Source organism: Cellulosimicrobium cellulans (genome assembly GCF_016907755.1).
Classification (GTDB): domain Bacteria; phylum Actinomycetota; class Actinomycetes; order Actinomycetales; family Cellulomonadaceae; genus Cellulosimicrobium; species Cellulosimicrobium cellulans_D.
Genome location: NZ_JAFBCN010000001.1, coordinates 1,759,694 through 1,776,707, shown reverse-complemented (window position 1 = coordinate 1,776,707; position 17,014 = coordinate 1,759,694). Strand labels below are relative to the sequence as shown.

Annotated in this window: 16 protein-coding genes; 9 read left to right on the top strand and 7 right to left on the bottom strand. The window is 74.4% G+C overall.

The features are described 5' to 3' along the window. Positions 1-53 precede the first annotated feature (53 nt). Positions 54-1,655, bottom strand: a complete 1,602-nt coding sequence (locus JOE63_RS07660) for an OmpA family protein (protein ID WP_204540347.1) — start codon at positions 1,653-1,655, stop codon at positions 54-56. A gap of 159 nt (positions 1,656-1,814) precedes the next feature. Here JOE63_RS07660 and JOE63_RS07655 point away from each other — a divergent pair, with 159 nt between their 5' ends. Continuing rightward, positions 1,815-2,036, top strand: coding sequence for a helix-turn-helix domain-containing protein (locus tag JOE63_RS07655; RefSeq protein ID WP_087471385.1), 222 nt, complete (start codon positions 1,815-1,817; stop codon positions 2,034-2,036). Position 2,037: 1 nt separating this feature from the next. Then, positions 2,038-2,613: a Clp protease N-terminal domain-containing protein gene (locus tag JOE63_RS07650; protein WP_204540344.1), complete on the top strand. Its 576-nt coding sequence runs from the start codon at positions 2,038-2,040 to the stop codon at positions 2,611-2,613. A 27-nt stretch (positions 2,614-2,640) separates the two neighbouring features. Here JOE63_RS07650 and JOE63_RS07645 read toward each other — a convergent pair whose 3' ends face one another. Beyond that, complete coding sequence (locus JOE63_RS07645; RefSeq protein WP_204540342.1) at positions 2,641-3,567, bottom strand: DUF5996 family protein; 927 nt, start codon at positions 3,565-3,567, stop codon at positions 2,641-2,643. Between the two features lie 107 nt (positions 3,568-3,674). Here JOE63_RS07645 and JOE63_RS07640 point away from each other — a divergent pair, with 107 nt between their 5' ends. Then, entirely contained in the window at positions 3,675-4,364 is a 690-nt protein-coding gene (locus tag JOE63_RS07640) for a DUF6518 family protein (RefSeq protein WP_204540339.1), read from the top strand. A 116-nt stretch (positions 4,365-4,480) separates the two neighbouring features. Here the strand turns inward: JOE63_RS07640 and pcrA are convergent, their stop codons facing one another. Continuing rightward, positions 4,481-7,246: a DNA helicase PcrA gene (pcrA, locus tag JOE63_RS07635; RefSeq protein WP_087471382.1), complete on the bottom strand. Its 2,766-nt coding sequence runs from the start codon at positions 7,244-7,246 to the stop codon at positions 4,481-4,483. A gap of 119 nt (positions 7,247-7,365) precedes the next feature. Between pcrA and JOE63_RS07630 the strand changes: the two genes are divergently transcribed. Further along, a complete protein-coding gene (locus JOE63_RS07630; protein ID WP_204540337.1) occupies positions 7,366-7,746 on the top strand; it encodes a VOC family protein in 381 nt (126 codons plus the stop codon). Positions 7,747-7,761: 15 nt separating this feature from the next. Here the strand turns inward: JOE63_RS07630 and JOE63_RS07625 are convergent, their stop codons facing one another. The 4 genes from JOE63_RS07625 to JOE63_RS07610 all read right to left on the bottom strand — a co-directional run bounded on the left by JOE63_RS07625 (position 7,762) and on the right by JOE63_RS07610 (position 10,103). Further along, complete coding sequence (locus tag JOE63_RS07625) at positions 7,762-8,244, bottom strand: DUF456 domain-containing protein (protein ID WP_204540334.1); 483 nt, start codon at positions 8,242-8,244, stop codon at positions 7,762-7,764. Positions 8,245-8,271: 27 nt separating this feature from the next. After that, on the bottom strand, positions 8,272-9,078 hold the full coding sequence (locus JOE63_RS07620) for an alpha/beta fold hydrolase (protein ID WP_204540332.1): 807 nt from the start codon (positions 9,076-9,078) through the stop codon (positions 8,272-8,274). Further along, positions 9,075-9,635 (bottom strand): PadR family transcriptional regulator, encoded by a 561-nt coding sequence (locus tag JOE63_RS07615; RefSeq protein ID WP_204540329.1) that lies wholly within the window; start codon positions 9,633-9,635, stop codon positions 9,075-9,077. Before JOE63_RS07615 ends, JOE63_RS07620 begins: the two co-directional genes overlap by 4 nt. 102 nt (positions 9,636-9,737) lie before the next feature. Further along, positions 9,738-10,103: a hypothetical protein gene (locus JOE63_RS07610; protein ID WP_204540327.1), complete on the bottom strand. Its 366-nt coding sequence runs from the start codon at positions 10,101-10,103 to the stop codon at positions 9,738-9,740. A gap of 436 nt (positions 10,104-10,539) precedes the next feature. On the opposite strand from JOE63_RS07610, the gene JOE63_RS07605 reads away from it, so the two are divergent. The 5 genes from JOE63_RS07605 (at position 10,540) to cobA (ending at position 17,008) form a co-directional block, all read left to right on the top strand. Beyond that, on the top strand, positions 10,540-12,291 hold the full coding sequence (locus tag JOE63_RS07605; protein WP_204540324.1) for a nitrite/sulfite reductase: 1,752 nt from the start codon (positions 10,540-10,542) through the stop codon (positions 12,289-12,291). Between the two features lie 188 nt (positions 12,292-12,479). Beyond that, on the top strand, positions 12,480-13,193 hold the full coding sequence (locus JOE63_RS07600) for a phosphoadenylyl-sulfate reductase (protein ID WP_374059065.1): 714 nt from the start codon (positions 12,480-12,482) through the stop codon (positions 13,191-13,193). A gap of 8 nt (positions 13,194-13,201) precedes the next feature. Then, positions 13,202-14,212: a sulfate adenylyltransferase subunit CysD gene (cysD, locus tag JOE63_RS07595; protein ID WP_087471375.1), complete on the top strand. Its 1,011-nt coding sequence runs from the start codon at positions 13,202-13,204 to the stop codon at positions 14,210-14,212. Beyond that, positions 14,212-15,600 carry a sulfate adenylyltransferase subunit 1 gene (locus JOE63_RS07590; RefSeq protein ID WP_204540321.1) on the top strand — a complete coding sequence of 463 codons (1,389 nt, stop codon included), beginning with the start codon at positions 14,212-14,214 and terminating at the stop codon, positions 15,598-15,600. Before cysD ends, JOE63_RS07590 begins: the two co-directional genes overlap by 1 nt. A gap of 10 nt (positions 15,601-15,610) precedes the next feature. Continuing rightward, entirely contained in the window at positions 15,611-17,008 is a 1,398-nt protein-coding gene (gene cobA / locus JOE63_RS07585; protein WP_204540318.1) for a uroporphyrinogen-III C-methyltransferase, read from the top strand. Positions 17,009-17,014 lie beyond the last annotated feature (6 nt).

Genomic DNA, 17,014 nt, shown 5'->3' with positions numbered 1-17,014 from the left:
TTCCGTTCGTCACGCGGCGGCCCGCGTGGGCACGGTCCACGGCCCGCGAGGCCTCAGCCCGAGACCGGGACGTCGACGAACCGGACGGGCGTGCTGCCGTCGGTGAGCGACGTCGACCCCTCGGGCACGTCCACGACGACCGTGTCGGAGCCGAGGTCCGGCCAGACCACGCTCACGGTCGACGTCGTCCCCGACGCCAGCGAGCCGACCGAGGCGTCGGCGAGGACGTTGCGCGCCTGCAGCTCGTAGAAGTCCTGGTCGACGAGGTAGTCGACGGGATAGACCCGCACCCCGCCGTCGAGCAGGGTCACGTTGCTCGCACCGAGCAGTCCCAGACCGAGATCGCCCCGGCCGTCCCGGACGGAGCCGAGGACGCTGACGAACGACGCCTGCTCCGGACCGTCGTTGCGCACGGCCAGCTCGCCCACCAGGTACCCGCCGGCGCGCCGCACCTCGACCAGCTCGACGTGCAGACGCTGGATCCCGCCGACCCCGTCGCCGTGCAGGACGACGGCGCCGCCCAGGCCCTCGACGGTCGGGCCCTCCGCGGCGACGAGCCCGTCGGTCGACGTCGCCTCGACCGTCGCGGCGTCCGCGGCGGGCGTGAACTCGACGGTCACCCGGCGGTTGAGCGCGCGCGCCTCGTCGGTCGCCTCCGTCGTCACGGGCTCGGACTCCCCGCGCCCCTCGACCTGGACGTCGAAACGACCCAGGTCGGCGATCTCTGCCAGCCGGTCCGCGACGGCCCGCGCACGCCGTTCCGAGAGCTCCTGGTTCGCGGCCTCCTCGCCCTGGTCGTCGGTGTGCCCGACGACGACCAGGTCGCCGTCGGCCGCGAGCGCGAGCTGCGCGACGACCGCGTCGAGCGCCTCGCCCGCGTCCGGGCCGATCACGTCCGAGTCGACGTCGAAGAGGACGTCGGAGTCGACGACGACGCTCACCACGTCGTGCGCGTCGCGCGTGCGCACGGCGTCGCCGGCCGTCGTGCTGAACGTCTCGAGGTAGGCGGAGGACGCGACGACGTCCGCGAGGCCGCCCGGCGCGAGCTCCTCCACGGGGACGGTCAGGCCGTCCGCGTCGGCGGCCTCGACCACGGGCACGCCCTCGACCAGGCCCACGGCCGGGACGAGCACCGAGGTGGTGGCCGTCGTCGGGGCGTCGAACGCGACGTGCCCGACGACGGGCTCGCGGCCAGGAGAGAGCATGTACTCCTCGCCCAGGGACGCCAGCGCGACCCCGTCCGGGGTCCGCGCCGCCTCGCGGACGACGCCGGTCTCCAGGTCGACGAGCCGCACGCCGTCGAACGAGTCCTCCTGGGTCAGCGCCCGGTTGGCGAACACGAACCCGGCCATGACCGCCTCGTCGCCTCCGGTGGCCTCGACCTCGACCCGGAGCACCGCGAGGTCGCCGTCCACGACGACCGGCCCGACCTTCGCCTCGACGTCGACCCCGCGCACGTGGCCCTCGACCACGACCGGCGAGGGGTCCGTGGACCGGGCGGGCGCCGCGTCGACCGGCGCCGACGGCTCCCCGACGGGCGCCTCCGGGCTGACCGTCACGCACCCGGCGACGAGCGTCGCCGTGGTCACGCCCGCCATGACCGCCAGGAGCGCCCGGCGCGAACGACCCCCGGGCGCGATGGACCGCTGGTGCATCTGTTCCTCTTCCGTCGTCGGTGCCCCTGCGCCTCCTGGACGCCGGCGCGGCGCCACGACCCTAGTGGACCGCCCCCGACGTCCTGGGGGCGCGTCCACGCACCACCGCGCGTCAACCCTTGTTGACACATCGTGGGATGTCAACCTAGATTGACATCCATGGAACCCGTCGACATGGACGCCGCGAGCAGCACCGATCCCGACACGGGGCTGCGCGCCGTGCGGTCGCTGCGCGTGCTCGCCGAGCGCCTCGAGGTGCTGCAGGTCGAGCACGCCCGAGCGCTCGGCTGGTCGTGGCAGGAGATCGCCGACCGCCTCGGCGTCACCCGCCAGGCCGTGCACAAGAAGTACGGCGCGTCCCGAACCACCAGGAGGTCATGACATGTTCGAACGCTTCGCCGCCGACGCCCGCGACACGGTGGTCGGCGCCCAGGAGGTCGCCCGTACCCGCGGCGACGACGCCATCGACGCAGCGCACCTGCTCCTCTCCCTCGCCCGCCAGGGCGGCGGCGCGGGCGCCGCCGCCCTCGCCGCGGTCGGCGTCGACGCCGACGGCCTCGAACGCCAGGTCGACTCCGCGCGCCGCCACGACACGCTCGACGGCCCGGCGCTCGCCGCCCTCGGGATCGACCTCGACGAGATCCGTGCCCGCACGGACGCGGCGTTCGGGCCCGGGGCGCTGGACCGCGCGGGCGACGACGAACGCACGCGCGGGCGACGCACCCGCCGGTCGCACATCCCGTTCACGCCCGAGGCGAAGAAGGCGCTCGAGCTCTCGCTGCGCGAGGCGGTGCACGCAGGTTCCCGCACCATCGACTCGGGCCACGTGCTCGCCGCGGTCGCGCGCGCGAAGGGCTCGACGGCGCACCGCGCGCTGGTCGACGCGCTCACCGCGGCGGGGTCCGACGTCGCGGGCCTGCGCGCCGCGCTCGCGACCCAGCACCGCAAGGCCTCCTGACCCGGTGCCACCGGTCCCGTGCTGCCCTCAGCCGGGAGGGACCGGCCCCGTGAACGCGGCGAGGTCCCACCCGGCGGCCGTCGCCAGCTCACGGTAGGAGCGCTCGAAGAACGCGAGCAGGACGGCGTCGGGGTCCGCCGCGTCGCGCAGCACCCCGCACGGGAGCACGGCCTCGCGCAGGCCCGGGTCCCAGTACCCGGGCGCGAGGTCGAGGTCCGTCACCCCGGGCGGCTGCGGGTAGGCGTACGCGTAGACCTGGTCGGCGTGCGTCGTCGGGTCGCCGGGCCAGTAGCCGACGGCCAGGTTCTCGGCGTTCTCCGCGTAGCGGTAGATGGGCTCGACGTCGTCCGGCTGGTGGAAGGGCCGCCCGTTGAAGAGCGTGAGCCCCAGGTCGAACGCGCCCCAGTAGAAGCGCGGACCGCTCGACTTGCCGTAGAAGCCGGAGCGGAACCGCTCCATCACCGCGACGACCCGCTGCACGGTCGCGAGCCACGTCCGCGTGCGGTCGCCGTCCCACTCCCCGACCGCGGTGTCCTGCTCGAACGGCACGGGGTCGGGGATCTCGCGCGGCGTCGACCACACGCGCACGGGCACCTCGAGCCGGTCGAGGCACGCGAGCGTCCGCGCGTAGAAGTCGGCGACGGACATCGGCCCCAGCGCGATCGTCTCGGTGCTCCCGTCGGACGTGCGGAACACGACGCGCTCCGCCACGAGGTCGATCTCGACGTCGAGCGCGCGGTCGCCGACCTGCATCACGGGCGTGACGAACCCGCGCGACGTCACGTGGAACGCGACGTTCCACCAGTGGTTGAGGAACGGCGTCAGGTCGAGCACGACCTTGCCGATCACCTGCGTGAACAGGTGGAGCGGCCGGCGGGTCGGCTCCCACCGCCGCACGTCGAGGTCGGGCCAGGGGGCGGGCGCGGGGGCGGGACGGGCGGCCGGCTGGGTCACGGGAGGCTCCTCGGGGCTCGGTCGTCCTGCCACGGTAGGACGCCTCCCGCCCCGGTGCCCGACGACGGGGTGACGCCCGGCGGGCCCGGGCCGCCTAGCGTCGTGGCGTGCCCGAGACGACCTCGCCCCCCGACCGCGCCGACGACCGCCCGTCGGCACCGACCCGACCCGTCGGGGTCACGGCGTCGCCCGGTCACCCGTGGCGGCGCGGTGCTGTCGTCCTCGTCGCGAGCTTCCTGCTGGGCGGCCTGACGTCGTACGCCCAGGGGTTCCTGCCCGACGCCGCGGCGCCGTTCGCGAACTCGGCGAGCGGCTGGACGCTGCTCACCGCGCTGCTGGTCGCCTGGTCCGCGCGCGACCCGCGCACCCGGACGTGGCACGCCGCCGTGCTGGGCGCCGCGAGCTTCGTCCTGCTCGTGCTCGGCTACACCGTCGCCGCCGACCTGCGCGGGTTCTTCTACGACCCGACGATGTTCGGCGCGGTCGGCCTGGTCGTCGGACCGTTCGTGGGGGTCGCGGCGGCGTGGCTGTGGCGCACGGGCGTCCACGCCGCTCTCGGCACCGCGGTGCTCGCGGGCATCGGCGTCGGCGAGTCGGTGTACGGGCTCACGACCGTCGTCGAGACGACGGGCGCCGCCTACTGGGTCGTGATCGGCGTCGTCGCGCTCGTCCTGCTCGGCGGCATGCTCGCGCGCCGGCTCCGCGGCGCGCTGCCGGTCGCGATCGCCATCGGGGGCACCGCCGTCGTGGCAGCAGCGTTCGTCGTCGCCTACCGCGCCCTCGGCGCGATCGGCTGACTCGCGGGGCGAGCCCCCGCACGCCGAGAGAGCGGCCCCCGGCTCAGAGCCCGGTGCACGGCACCCGGTACGTCGCTACCTCGGTCGGAGGTCGCCGTCTCGGCGCCGAGGCGCTCTCAGAGCTTGGTCACCGGCGAGTAGCGCAGCAGGAGGCGCTTGGTCCCGTCGGCGCCGAAGTCGATCTTCGCGACCGCGTTCGGGCCAGCGCCCTCGAGCGCGACGACGGTCCCCAGCCCGTAGGCGTCGTGGGTCACCTTGTCCCCGACTGCGAGGTTCGGCACGTCCCCGTCGGCCCGCGGCGTCGCCGACCCGAACTTCGCCCCACCGGACGGCGAGCCGAACGCGGCGCGGGCAGGGGCCGACGACGACGGGTCGTGGCGGGTCTGGCGGGAGCGGCCCGAGGAACGAGGGCCGCGGATGGTAGACCCGTCGTCGGACCCTGACCGCGCCCCCGACCCGAACCCCGACCCCGACCGCGAACCGGACCACGACCCCGAGCCGCGGCCCCAGACCGACCCGCCCGCGCGCAGCGTCGCCATCGACGACTCGCGCCGCCGCCAGTCCCACAGCTCCTCCGGGATCTCCTCGAGGAACCGGCTGGGCGGGAACTCGTTCGCCATCCCCCACGCCGACCGCACCGCGGACCGCGAGACGTAGAGCCGCTCGCGCGCCCGGGTGATGCCCACGTACGCGAGGCGGCGCTCCTCGGCGAGCTCGGCGTCGTCGTGCAGGGACCGCATGTGCGGGAACGTGCCGTCCTCCATGCCGGTGAGGAACACGACCGGGAACTCGAGGCCCTTGGCCGTGTGGAGCGTCATGAGCGTGACGACGCCCGGGTCCTCCTTCTCCTCGTCGTCGCCCTCCTCGTCCGCGTCGTCCGCGGGGATCTGGTCGGCGTCCGCGACGAGCGACACGCGCTCGAGGAAGTCGGACAGCGTGCCCTCGGGGTCGAGCTCGGTGAACTCGGTCGCGACGGCGTGCAGCTCGGCGAGGTTCTCGACGCGCGTGGCGTCCTGCGGGTCGTCGCTCGCGCGGAGCTCGGCGAGGTACCCGGTGCGGTCGAGGACCGCGCCGAGGATGTCCGAGGGCGTCGCGCCGGACTCCGCGAGCTCGCGCAGCCCGGTCATGAGCTCGACGAACGCGCGCAGCGGGTTGAGCGTGCGGTTCGTCAGGCCGGGGATCTCGTCGATCCGGGCGAGCGCCGCGCCGAACGAGATCCGCTCGCGGTCCGCGAGCGCCGCGACGGCCCCCTCGGCCCGGTCACCCAGACCGCGCTTGGGCGTGTTGAGCACGCGGCGCAGGTTGACGTCGTCGTCGAGGTTGTCGATCGCGCGCAGGTACGCGACCGCGTCCTTGACCTCGCGGCGCTCGTAGAAGCGCGTGCCGCCGACGACCTTGTACGGCAGGCCGACGCGGATGAGCACCTCCTCCAGCGCGCGGGACTGGGCGTTGGTGCGGTAGAACACCGCGACGTCGCCCGGGCGCACGCCGTCGGAGTCGCCGAGGCGGTCGATCTCCTCCGCGACGAACCGCGCCTCCTCGTGCTCGTTGTCCGCGACGTAGCCGATGACCTTGGCGCCCGCGCCCGAGTCGGTCCACAGGCGCTTGGGCTTGCGGTCGGGGTTGCGGGAGATGACGGCGTTGGCGGCGGAGAGGATGTTCTGGGTCGAGCGGTAGTTCTGCTCGAGCAGGATGGTCCGCGCGTCGGGGTAGTCGGCCTCGAACTCGAGGATGTTGCGGATCGTCGCGCCGCGGAACGCGTAGATCGACTGGTCGGCGTCGCCGACGACGGTCAGCTCGGCGGGGTCGAGCGCCGGGACCTGCGCCTCGCCGGTGCCGCTCGTCGCGGCGTCGGTGGCGGCGGAGTCCTCGCCGACCCCCGCGAGCTCGCGCACGAGCACGTACTGCGCGTGGTTGGTGTCCTGGTACTCGTCGACGAGCACGTGCCGGAACCGGCGGCGGTAGTGCTCCGCGACGGCGGGGAACGCCTGGAGCAGGTTGACCGTGGTCATGATGATGTCGTCGAAGTCGAGCGCGCTGGCCGCGACGAGCCGCGCCTGGTAGCGCGTGTAGACGTCGGCGAGCACCTGGTCGAACTCGGGCACGCTCGCGCCGTGCTGGCCGCCCCGCGCCGCGAGGCCGTCGTCCGTCGCGTGGGCGCCGGAGTCCCGGGCATAGGTCTCCGGGTCGATGAGCTCGTTCTTGAGGTCCGAGATCTTGTTCGCGAGCGAGCGCGCCGGGTACTTCTTGGGGTCGAGGTCCAGCTCGCGCGTGACGAGGGTGATGAGCCGCTGCGAGTCCGCGGCGTCGTAGATCGAGAAGCTCGACCGGAGCCCGAGCGTCTTGGCCTCGCGCCGCAGGATGCGCACGCACGCGGAGTGGAACGTCGAGACCCACATGTTCCGCGCGGCCGGCCCGACGAGGGCCTCCACGCGCTCGCGCATCTCCGCCGCGGCCTTGTTCGTGAACGTGATCGCGAGGATCTGCCCGGCGTTCGAGCGGCGCGTGGCGAGCAGGTACGCGATGCGGTGCGTGAGCACGCGCGTCTTGCCGGACCCCGCACCCGCCACGATGAGCAGCGGCCCGCCCGCGTGCACGACGGCCTCCCGCTGCTGCGGGTTGAGCCCGTCGAGCAGCGCGTCGGGGTCGAGGTGGGCGTACCGGCCCTTGCGCTCCCCCGTGCCCGACGGCGATCCGGTGCCCCCCGGCCCGCCCGGGGCGCCGTCCCCGACGGGCGACCCGGCGCCGTCGGGCACGGCCGGGTCGTCGGTCCAGCGCGGGGCGGTCCGCGGGAGGCGGGACTCGCCGCCGTGGTCGACGCGCGGGCCGTCGAACAGCGTGTCGAGGCCGGGCAGCGGGAGGTTCTCGAAGAGCGAAGCCATAGCCCCTCCAGCCTAGGCGCCCCCGCCCACACCCGGTGCCGCCCCGCCGATGAGTCGTGCCGTCCGCGGCGGTCTCCCCCCGTGACGACCGCAACACCCCTCACCACGAAGGAGACACCATGGCGACGACCCACCTCACCGGCGTCCACACCGTCGCGGTCCCCGTGACCGACCAGGACCGTGCGCTCGCGTACTACACGGGGACGCTCGGCTTCGAGGTCCGCATGGACGGCGAGCTCCAGGAGGGGTTCCGCTGGATCGAGGTCGCTCCCCCGGGCTCGGCGACGTCCGTCGCGCTCGTCGCAGCCGGGGACGGCGTCCCCGCGGGCGTCGACACCGGCATCCGCCTCGCGACCTCCGACGCGGCCGCCGACCACGCGGCGCTCACCGACGCCGGGGCGAGCACCGGCGAGCTCCTGCGCTGGGAGGGCGTCCCGCCGATGTTCTCGCTGCGCGACGTCGACGGGAACACGCTCTACGTGATGGAGATCCCCGGCTGATCAGACTCCCACCGGTCAGGTGATCGCGAGCCCCACGCCCCACGTCGCCGCCGCGAGGAGGCCGCCCAGGAGCTGGACCAGGATCGTGATGCCCGTGGCCTGCATCGCGGCGACGGTCGCGCGCCACGCGGCGCGGCGGTCGCGGCGGCGCAGCAGCTCGGCGACGAACACCGCGAGGACGAAGCCGATGAAGAGCCCGATCACCGGGATGACGAAGAACCCGACCACGCCCGCGACGCCGCCCCACACGAGGGTCGACCAGGGGACGTCCGCGCGGCGCATGTGGCGACCCGCGAGGACGTACTGCGACACCTCGGCGGCGACCACGAGCACCGCGGCGACCGCGAAGACGACCCACGCGGCGGTGCCGCCCGTGACGATCGCCCAGACGAGGACCGCGCCGAGCACGAGCACGTTCCCGGGCAGCACCTGCACGACGATCCCGACCAGACCGACCAGGATCGCCAGGCCGACGAGGACCTCTCCACCGACGCTCACGGGGGAAACCCTCGCACGTCGGGCGCGCTACGCACGCCCCGCGAGCGGCACCAGCCGCGGGTGCGCTGCGCCGTCGAGCACCCAGGACCGGATCATCGCGCTGAACAGGTCCGGGTCCTCCGCGCTCCACTGGTGGTGCATCCCGGGCGCGAGGCGCACGACGGCGTCCGGGACCCGGCGCGCGATCGTCCCGAGCGCGGAGCGGGCCGCGCGCAGGTCCCGCGAGCCCGCGACGGCGAGGACGCGCGCACCGGAGGTCTCGATGCCCGTCGGCCAGCACCCGTCATAGACGTCCTCGACGGTCCGGGCCATGTTGTCCCGGCGGATCGCGAGGCCGGAGCGGACGAACAGGTCGCGCGCCTCCGCGGGGAGGCCGAAGGAGCGCGCCTGCGCCTCCCAGTACCAGCGCCGGTCCCAGACCCGGAGCTGCGCGCGCCCGAACGCCCCGGTGAACCCGCGCACGCCGTCGACCGCCGCGCCGGACACGAGGACCGAGCGGACCAGGCCCGGGTGCCGCGCGGCGAGGTGCAGGGCGACGACCCCGCCGTACGACAGCCCGACGAGGTGCACGGCCCGGCCCGCGGGCAGCGCGGCGACGAGGTCGGCAACGTCGTCCGCCGTGGCACCGATCGACTCGACGTCCTCCGCAGCACGGGACCCGAAGCCCGGCAGGTCGGGCGTCCAGAGGTCGAGGTCGGCGAGGTGCTCCACCTGCGGCTCCCACATCCACGACGCCACGTTGCCGCCGTGGAGCAGGACGACGGACAGCTCGCCCGTGCCCGGGGCGCCCGGGCGGGTGGCGGGGTGGTGCACGACGGCGTCCGGCGCGCTCACGGGAGCACCTCGCCCTCGGTCTCGTCGAGCCACGCGAGCTCCGCCCGGGCGTGCGCGAGACCGTGGCGCAGGGTCGCGAGGCGCAGGGCGAGGCCGCGCGTGCCGCGGACGCGGTCCGCGTCAGGGCCACCGCCCGCGAGGACCGCCGCGACCCGCTCCTCCTCGGCGGTGAGCGTCGCGACCGTCTCCTCCGCCAGCGCGCGCCGGGACGCGAGGAGCGTCGCGACCCCGTCGTCGTCGAGCTGGTCCGCGAAGAAGAGGCGGCCGAGGAAGGGCTCGCGCGAGTCCTCGGGCTCCAGCGGCGCGGCGAGCCAGTCGCGCAGCGCCGCGCGGCCGGCGTCGGTGATCGTGTGGACCTTCCGGTCGGGGTAGCTCTCCTGGGGCACGACCTCGACCTCGGCCAGCCCCGCGTCGACGATCGCGGCGAGCGTGCGGTAGAGCTGCGAGCGGTCGGCCGCCCAGAAGTGGCGCACGGAGGAGTCGAAGGCGCGCTTGAGGTCGTAGCCCGTCATGGGCCGGACCGTGAGGAGCCCGAGGACGAGATATCGGAGGACCATGCGACTAGTGGACCATGCACCTAGTCCCGCGTCAACGTCCCAGGGACGATGGAGGCCCGTCGACGGACGATCCGTCGACGGGCCCCGGCCGGGTCGCTGCGGTCAGTTCCAGAAGACCGCGACGAGGATGTTCACGAGGGTCAGACCACCGATGGCGTGCTTGACGCCCGGCGCCACGGCGCCGTCGGCCGCCTTGGCCCCCTGACGCTTGGCGACGAACGCGAGGACGGCGATGACCAGGGCGATGACCAGCTTGACGCCGATCTTGGCCATGTCCGGGCCGCCGTCACCCCAGACGGACGCCTCGCCGATCCCGACCATGGCGATCCCCGCGACGAGCGCGGTGAGCGCGCCGTGGAAGACGCCCCTGTACAGGCCCGGCGAGCGCAGGGACGCGAGGTAGCCGCCGAGGACGATGGCCCACCCGATGAAGTGCAGCGCGACGAAGACGTTGTAGAGGAAGTCCATGCCGTCATCCTATTTGCTGACGCCACTGTCGTGAAACTTTGCACAAGGTGAGCCGCGCCGCACTCCCCGCCCCACCCTCCGGCGGACCGGACATCCTGCTGGACAAACTTGACTCTATCGGTCTAGTATTTCCGGTTTCCCACCATACGGACGAGGGGTGTCCACCACGCTGGACCGCGGCTATCGTTCTGCGCATGACCACGGCAGCCCGCACCCTCCTCGTGACCTCGCGTCACGGGATGCCGGCGTGCGCGCACACGTGTCTCAGCTGTTGTCGCTGAACCGCGCCCGACTCAGCGCGAGCCCGCAGGCTCGCCCCTCTCCCCGGAGAAACCCTGAGAACCGGCGCGCGCCGTCGGTCCTCAGCCACTCGCACCCTCGCTGAGCGCTCGCCGTCGCGCGTCCCCGCCCCCGAACGAGGACTCGAGGAACACCGATGACGCAGGTCACGACGGTGCCGGACGCCACCCCGGCCCGACCTGAGCGCCCGGCGCGTGCCGCCGGAGAGCGGCCCGCCCGCCCGGCGCGCGCCGCCCGGCCGAACGGGCAGTGGAAGATCGACGGCACCGAGCCGCTCAACGGCAACGAGAAGTGGAAGCAGGAGGACGGCGGGCTGTCCGTCCGCGAGCGGATCGAGACGATCTACGCGCGGGAGGGCTTCGACTCCATCACCGGCGACGACCTGCACGGGCGGTTCCGCTGGTGGGGCCTGTACACGCAGCGCAAGCCCGGGATCGACGGCGGCAAGACGGCGACGCTCGAGCCGCACGAGCTCGAGGACAAGTTCTTCATGCTCCGGGTCCGCATCGACGGCGGGGCGCTGACGACCGAGCAGCTCCGCGTCATCGCGGACATCTCGAAGGACTTCGGTCGCGACAGCGCGGACATCACCGACCGCCAGAACATCCAGCTCCACTGGGTCGAGGTCGAGAACGTCCCGGAGATCTGGCGCCGCCTGGAGGCTGTCGGCCTGCAGACGACGGAGGCCTGCGGCGACGTCCCGCGCGTCGTCCTCGGCAGCCCCGTCGCCGGGATCGCCGCCGACGAGCTCATCGACATCGGCCCGGCCGTCGCGGGGATCACCGAGAAGTACATCGGCGTCCCCGAGCTCGCGAACCTCCCGCGCAAGTTCAAGACCGCGCTCACCGGGCACCCGAGCCAGGACGTCGTGCACGAGATCAACGACGTCGCGTTCGTCGCGCACCGCCACCCCGAGCTCGGCGTCGGGTTCGACCTGTGGGTCGGCGGCGGACTGTCCGCGAACCCGCGCCTCGGCGAGCGCCTCGGGGCGTTCGTCACCGAGGAGCAGGTGCCCGACGTCTGGCACGGCGTCGTGCAGATCTTCCGCGACTACGGGTACCGCCGGCTGCGCAACAAGGCGCGCCTCAAGTTCCTCCTCGCCGACTGGGGACCCGAGAAGTTCCGCGAGGTCCTCGAGACCGAGTACCTCGGGTACGCGCTGCCGGACGGCCCGCCCGCCCCCAAGCCGCCGGTGCCCGGCGACCACGTGGGCGTGCACAAGCAGAAGGACGGGCTCAACTACGTCGGTGCCGCGCCGTACGTCGGCCGCGTGTCCGGGACGGTCCTCGCGAACGTCGCCGACCTCGCCGAGTCGGTCGGCTCGCACCGCGTGCGCCTCACGCCGCACCAGAAGCTCCTCGTGCTCGACGTGCCGGACGAGCAGGTCGAGCACGTCGTCTCGACGCTCAAGGCGAACGGGCTCGACGCCAACCCGAGCCCGTTCCGCCGCAGCACCATCGCGTGCACGGGCATCGAGTACTGCAAGCTCGCCATCGTCGACACCAAGGACACCGCGACCGCCACGATCGACGAGCTCGAGAAGCGGCTCGGCGACCTGTCGCACATGAAGCCGCTCTCGCTGCACGTCAACGGGTGCCCCAACTCGTGCGCGCGCATCCAGACGGCGGACATCGGGCTCAAGGGCCAGCTCGTGATGGACGACGACGGCGAGCAGGTCCCGGGTTTCCAGGTCCACCTGGGCGGGGGGCTGGCGTCCGACGACCGCGAGCTGGCCGGGATGGGCCGCACCGTGCGCGGCCTCAAGGTCACCGCGACCGACCTGCCCGACTACGTCGAGCGCGTCGTCCGGCGGTACGAGGCGGACAAGGACGGGACCGAGACGTTCGCCGAGTGGGCGCACCGAGCCGACGAGGAGGCGCTCCAGTGAGCGAGGACCAGGGCGTGACGACCGCGCCGGCCGGCGGACCGGCTGCCTCAGGGCCGTCGGGCACCACCGACCCGCTGGCCGCGCTGCGCGCCGCGGCGAAGGCCAAGGCCGAGCAGCGCGAGAGCTCGAAGGCGGCGCACCACGCGGAGCGTGCCCGGCACGGCAGGCCCAAGCGGTCGCTCGACGAGCTGCGCGAGATCGCGCGGCGCGGCGAGGAGCTGCTGCACGGCGCGGGCACGCCCGGCGTCGAGGGCGCCACCCGCCCGGAGGCGACGGCCGAGGAGGTCATCGCCTGGGCGGCGCGCGAGTTCGGCACGTCCGTCGCCGTCGCGTGCTCCATGGCCGACGCCGTGCTCCCCCACGTCGTGGCGCAGCAGATCCCCTGGGTCGACGTGCTGTTCCTCGACACGGGCTACCACTTCGCCGAGACGGTCGGGACGCGCGACGCCGTCGAGCAGCAGATGGACGTGACGATCGTCGACGTCCGGCCCGAGCTCACCGTCGCCCAGCAGGACGCGGCGCACGGCAAGGACCTGTTCGGTCGCGACCCGGCGCTGTGCTGCCAGATGCGCAAGGTCGAGCCGCTGCACCGCACGCTCGCGGGCTACGAGGTGTGGGTCACGGGCGTGCGCCGCGACGAGGCGCCGACCCGGACGAGCACCCCGCTCGTGACGTTCGACGAGAAGAACGGGCTCGTGAAGATCAACCCGCTCGCGGCATGGTCGTTCGACGACCTGCTCGCCTACGCCGCACGGCACCAGGTGATCCTCAACCCCCTGCTGAACGACGGCTACCCGTCGATCGGCTGCCAGCCGTGCACCCGGCGCGTCGCGCCGGGCGAGGACCCGAGGGCCGGCCGCTGGGCGGGGCTCGACAAGACAGAGTGCGGACTCCACGTATGAGGACGGGCATGACGACCATCGACCTGACGACCGACGCACCGGGCTCCGCCGCCGGTGCTCCTGCCGGCGCCTCCGCAGAGGCTGCGCCGGTCCCCGCCACGGCGCTGCCCGGGGGGCGCCGCCTCGCGCAGCTCGACGCGCTCGAGAGCGAGGGCATCCACATCGTCCGCGAGGTCGTCGCCGAGTTCGAGCGGCCCGTGCTGCTGTTCAGCGGCGGCAAGGACTCCGTGGTGATGCTGCACCTCGCGGTCAAGGCGTTCGCGCCCGGCCCGGTGCCGTTCCCCGTGCTGCACGTGGACACGGGCCACAACTTCCCCGAGGTGCTCGCCTACCGCGACGCGACCGCGGAGCGCCTCGGCCTGCGGCTCGAGGTCGCGAGCGTGCAGGACTACCTGGACGACGGCCGCCTGCGCGAGCGCGCCGACGGCACGCGCAACCCCCTCCAGACGCAGCCGCTGCTCGACGCGATCTCCGGCCACCGGTTCGACGCCGTGTTCGGCGGCGGCCGCCGCGACGAGGAGAAGGCGCGCGCCAAGGAGCGCGTGTTCTCGCTGCGCGACGAGTTCGGCCAGTGGGACCCGCGCAACCAGCGCCCGGAGCTGTGGAACCTCTACAACGGGCGCCACCGCCCGGGCGAGCACGTGCGCGTGTTCCCGCTCTCGAACTGGACCGAGCTCGACGTCTGGCGCTACATCGCGCGCGAGCGCATCGAGCTCCCGGGGCTCTACTACGCGCACGAGCGCGAGGTGTTCGACCGCGACGGGATGCTGCTCGCCGTCGGGCCGTACTCCCTGCCCCGGACCGACACCGAGGCCGCGTCGCTGCGGACGGAGACGGTCCGCTACCGGACCGTCGGCGACATGTCGTGCACCGGCGCCGTGCGCTCGGACGCGACGGGTGTCGAGGACGTCATCGCCGAGGTCGCCGCGACGCGCATCACCGAGCGCGGCGCGACCCGCGCCGACGACCGCCTCTCCGAGGCCGCCATGGAGGACCGCAAGAAGGAGGGGTACTTCTGATGGGCACCCAGACCAGCACCGGCACCATCACCGAGGACGCGGCGCTGCCGCTCGACGACGCGCGCCGCGGCACGCTGCTGCGCCTCGCGACCGCGGGGTCCGTCGACGACGGCAAGTCCACGCTCGTGGGACGCCTGCTGTTCGACTCGAAGTCCGTGCTCGCCGACCAGCTCGATGCCGTCGAGCGCGTCTCGCGGGACCGCGGCCTCGAGTCGGCCGACCTCGCGCTGCTCACCGACGGCCTGCGCGCCGAGCGCGAGCAGGGCATCACGATCGACGTGGCGTACCGGTACTTCGCGACCGCGCGCCGCTCGTTCATCCTCGCCGACTGCCCCGGGCACGTGCAGTACACGCGCAACACCGTCACGGGCGCGTCGACGGCGGACGTCGTCGTGCTGCTCATCGACGCGCGCAAGGGCCTGCTCGAGCAGACGCGCCGCCACCTCGCGGTCGCGAGCCTCCTGCGCGTGCCGCACGTGGTCGTCGCGGTCAACAAGATCGACCTCGTCGACTACAGCGAGGCGCGCTACGAGGAGCTCGCGGCGGACATCCGCGCGGCGGCGACGTCGCTCGGCGTCGGCGACGTCCACACCCTCCCCGTCTCCGCGCTCGTCGGCGACAACGTGGTGGACCGGGCGAGCGCCAACACGCCCTGGTACGACGGCCCGAGCCTGCTCGAGCTGCTCGAGGAGCTCCCCACCGGCGACGACCCGGAGGCCGAGGCGTTCCGCTTCCCCGTCCAGGTCGTCATCCGCCCGCAGGCCGCGGCCGACGAGCGCTACCGCGACTACCGCGGGTACGCCGGTCAGGTGGCGTCGGGCGTCGTGACGGTCGGGGACGAGGTCGTGGTGCTGCCGTCGGGTCGCCGCACGACCGTCGTCGGGATCGACACGGCCGACTCGCTCGCGTCCGGCGAGGAGCTCACGGAGGCGTTCGCGCCGCAGTCCGTGACGATCCGCCTCGCGGACGACGTGGACGTCGCGCGCGGCGACCTCATCGCGTCCGCCGCGGAGGCCCCCGAGGTCACGCAGGACGTCGAGGGCACCGTCGCGTGGCTCAGCGACCGCCCGCTGTTGCCCGGCGCGCGGGTGCTGCTCAAGCACACGACCCGCACGGTGCAGGCCGTGGTGCGCGACGTCGTCGGGCGGCTCGACCTGGACACCGCCGAGCTCGAGCCTGCCGAGCGCCTCGACCTCAACGACATCGGCCGCGTGACGCTGCGGCTCGCGTCGCCGGTCGCGGCCGAGGAGTACGTCGTGGCCCGCCGCACGGGCGCGTTCCTGCTCGTCGACGGCCAGGACGGCGGCACGCTCGCCGCCGGCATGGTGGGCGACGCGCTCGCCGCCGCGCGTCGTCCGGCGTCCCGGCCCGGCTCGTACGCGATCTAGGCTGGAAACCGTGACCGCACCCGAGCACGAGACGTACCCCCTGGGCCTGCGTCTCGTCGGCCGCCGGGCCGTCGTCGTCGGCGGCGGACCCGTCGCGGCGCGCCGCACGCGCGGGCTCCTCGACGCGGGCGCCGTCGTGACGGTCGTCGCGCCGTTCGTGTGCGAGGACCTCGCGGAGCTCCTCGCGGTGCACGGCCCCGCCGCCGACGCCCACGGCCACGTCGCCCTGCCTGCGGACCACGGGGCGCCGCTGTCGTGGGTGCGGCGCGACTACCTCACCGGGGACCTCGACGGCGCGTGGCTCGTCCACACCGCGACCGGCGACCCGTGCGTGGACGCCGAGGTCGCGGCCGACGCCGAGGCCGACCGGGTCTTCTGCGTCGCCGCGGGCGACGCGGACCTCGCGACCGCCTGGGTGCCCGCCGTCGCACGCACGCGCGTCCCGGGCGGCGCCGCTCGCGGCGTCCCGGCAGCGGAGGTCACGGTGTCCGTCAACGCGGGCCGCGACCCGCGCCGCGCCCAGCGCGTGCGCGACGCGGTCGCGGCGCTGCTCGAGGCGGGCGAGCTCCCGCTCCGGGCGGTCCGCCCGGCGGGCTCGCGCCCCACGGCCGACGACGACGCCCCCCGCGCCGGGGCCGTCTCCGAACCGCTCGTGCGGCCGGTGGGGACGGTCGCGCTCGTCGGGGGCGGCCCCGGCGACACCGGGCTGATCTCGGTGCGAGGACGCCGCCTCCTCGCGGAGGCGGACGTCGTCGTGGTCGACCGGCTCGGGCCGCGCGGCCTGCTCGCCGAGCTGGGCGACGACGTCGAGGTCGTGGACGTCGGCAAGACGCCGGGCCACCACCCGGTGCCGCAGTCGGAGATCAACCGGATCCTCGTGCACCACGCGCTCGTCGGGCGGCGGGTCGTGCGGCTCAAGGGCGGCGACCCCTACGTGTTCGGGCGCGGGGGCGAGGAGGCCGAGGCGTGCCGCGAGCACGGCATCCCGGTCGAGGTCGTCCCGGGCGTGACGAGCGCCGTCTCCGTCCCCGCCGCGGCGGGCATCCCCGTGACGCACCGCGGCCTGTCGCGCGGCTTCACCGTGCTCACCGGGCACGAGGACGTCGGCAAGGTCCCCGCCGCGAGCGACCACACCGTCGTCCTGCTCATGGGCGTCTCGCGGCTCGCGGAGACCGCGGCGGCGCTCGTCGCGCAGGGGCGTCCTGCCGAGACGCCCGTCGCGGTCGTCGAGGACGGCTACGGCCCGCGCCAGCGGACCACGGTCGGCACGCTCGCGACCATCGCCGAGCGCGCCCGCGAGGCCGGCGTCCGCCCGCCCGCGGTGACCGTCGTCGGCGACGTGGTGACCCTCTCCCCCGCGTGGCCCGGCCCCGCCCCGGGCGCCGGCCACGGCGTGCCCTCCGAGTAGCCGCGG

Excerpts from the sequence above, each read along its gene's own strand:
- JOE63_RS07650 (WP_204540344.1), top strand. The coding sequence starts at position 2,038 with ATGTTCGAACGCTTCGCCGCCGACGCCCGCGACACGGTGGTCGGCGCC.
- JOE63_RS07590 (WP_204540321.1), top strand. The coding sequence starts at position 14,212 with ATGGGCACCCAGACCAGCACCGGCACCATCACCGAGGACGCGGCGCTG.
- pcrA (WP_087471382.1), bottom strand. The coding sequence starts at position 7,246 with ATGGCTTCGCTCTTCGAGAACCTCCCGCTGCCCGGCCTCGACACGCTG.
- JOE63_RS07655 (WP_087471385.1), top strand. The coding sequence starts at position 1,815 with ATGGAACCCGTCGACATGGACGCCGCGAGCAGCACCGATCCCGACACG.
- JOE63_RS07605 (WP_204540324.1), top strand. The coding sequence starts at position 10,540 with ATGACGCAGGTCACGACGGTGCCGGACGCCACCCCGGCCCGACCTGAG.
- JOE63_RS07660 (WP_204540347.1), bottom strand. The coding sequence starts at position 1,655 with ATGCACCAGCGGTCCATCGCGCCCGGGGGTCGTTCGCGCCGGGCGCTC.
- cysD (WP_087471375.1), top strand. The coding sequence starts at position 13,202 with ATGACGACCATCGACCTGACGACCGACGCACCGGGCTCCGCCGCCGGT.
- JOE63_RS07615 (WP_204540329.1), bottom strand. The coding sequence starts at position 9,635 with ATGGTCCTCCGATATCTCGTCCTCGGGCTCCTCACGGTCCGGCCCATG.
- JOE63_RS07630 (WP_204540337.1), top strand. The coding sequence starts at position 7,366 with ATGGCGACGACCCACCTCACCGGCGTCCACACCGTCGCGGTCCCCGTG.
- JOE63_RS07610 (WP_204540327.1), bottom strand. The coding sequence starts at position 10,103 with ATGGACTTCCTCTACAACGTCTTCGTCGCGCTGCACTTCATCGGGTGG.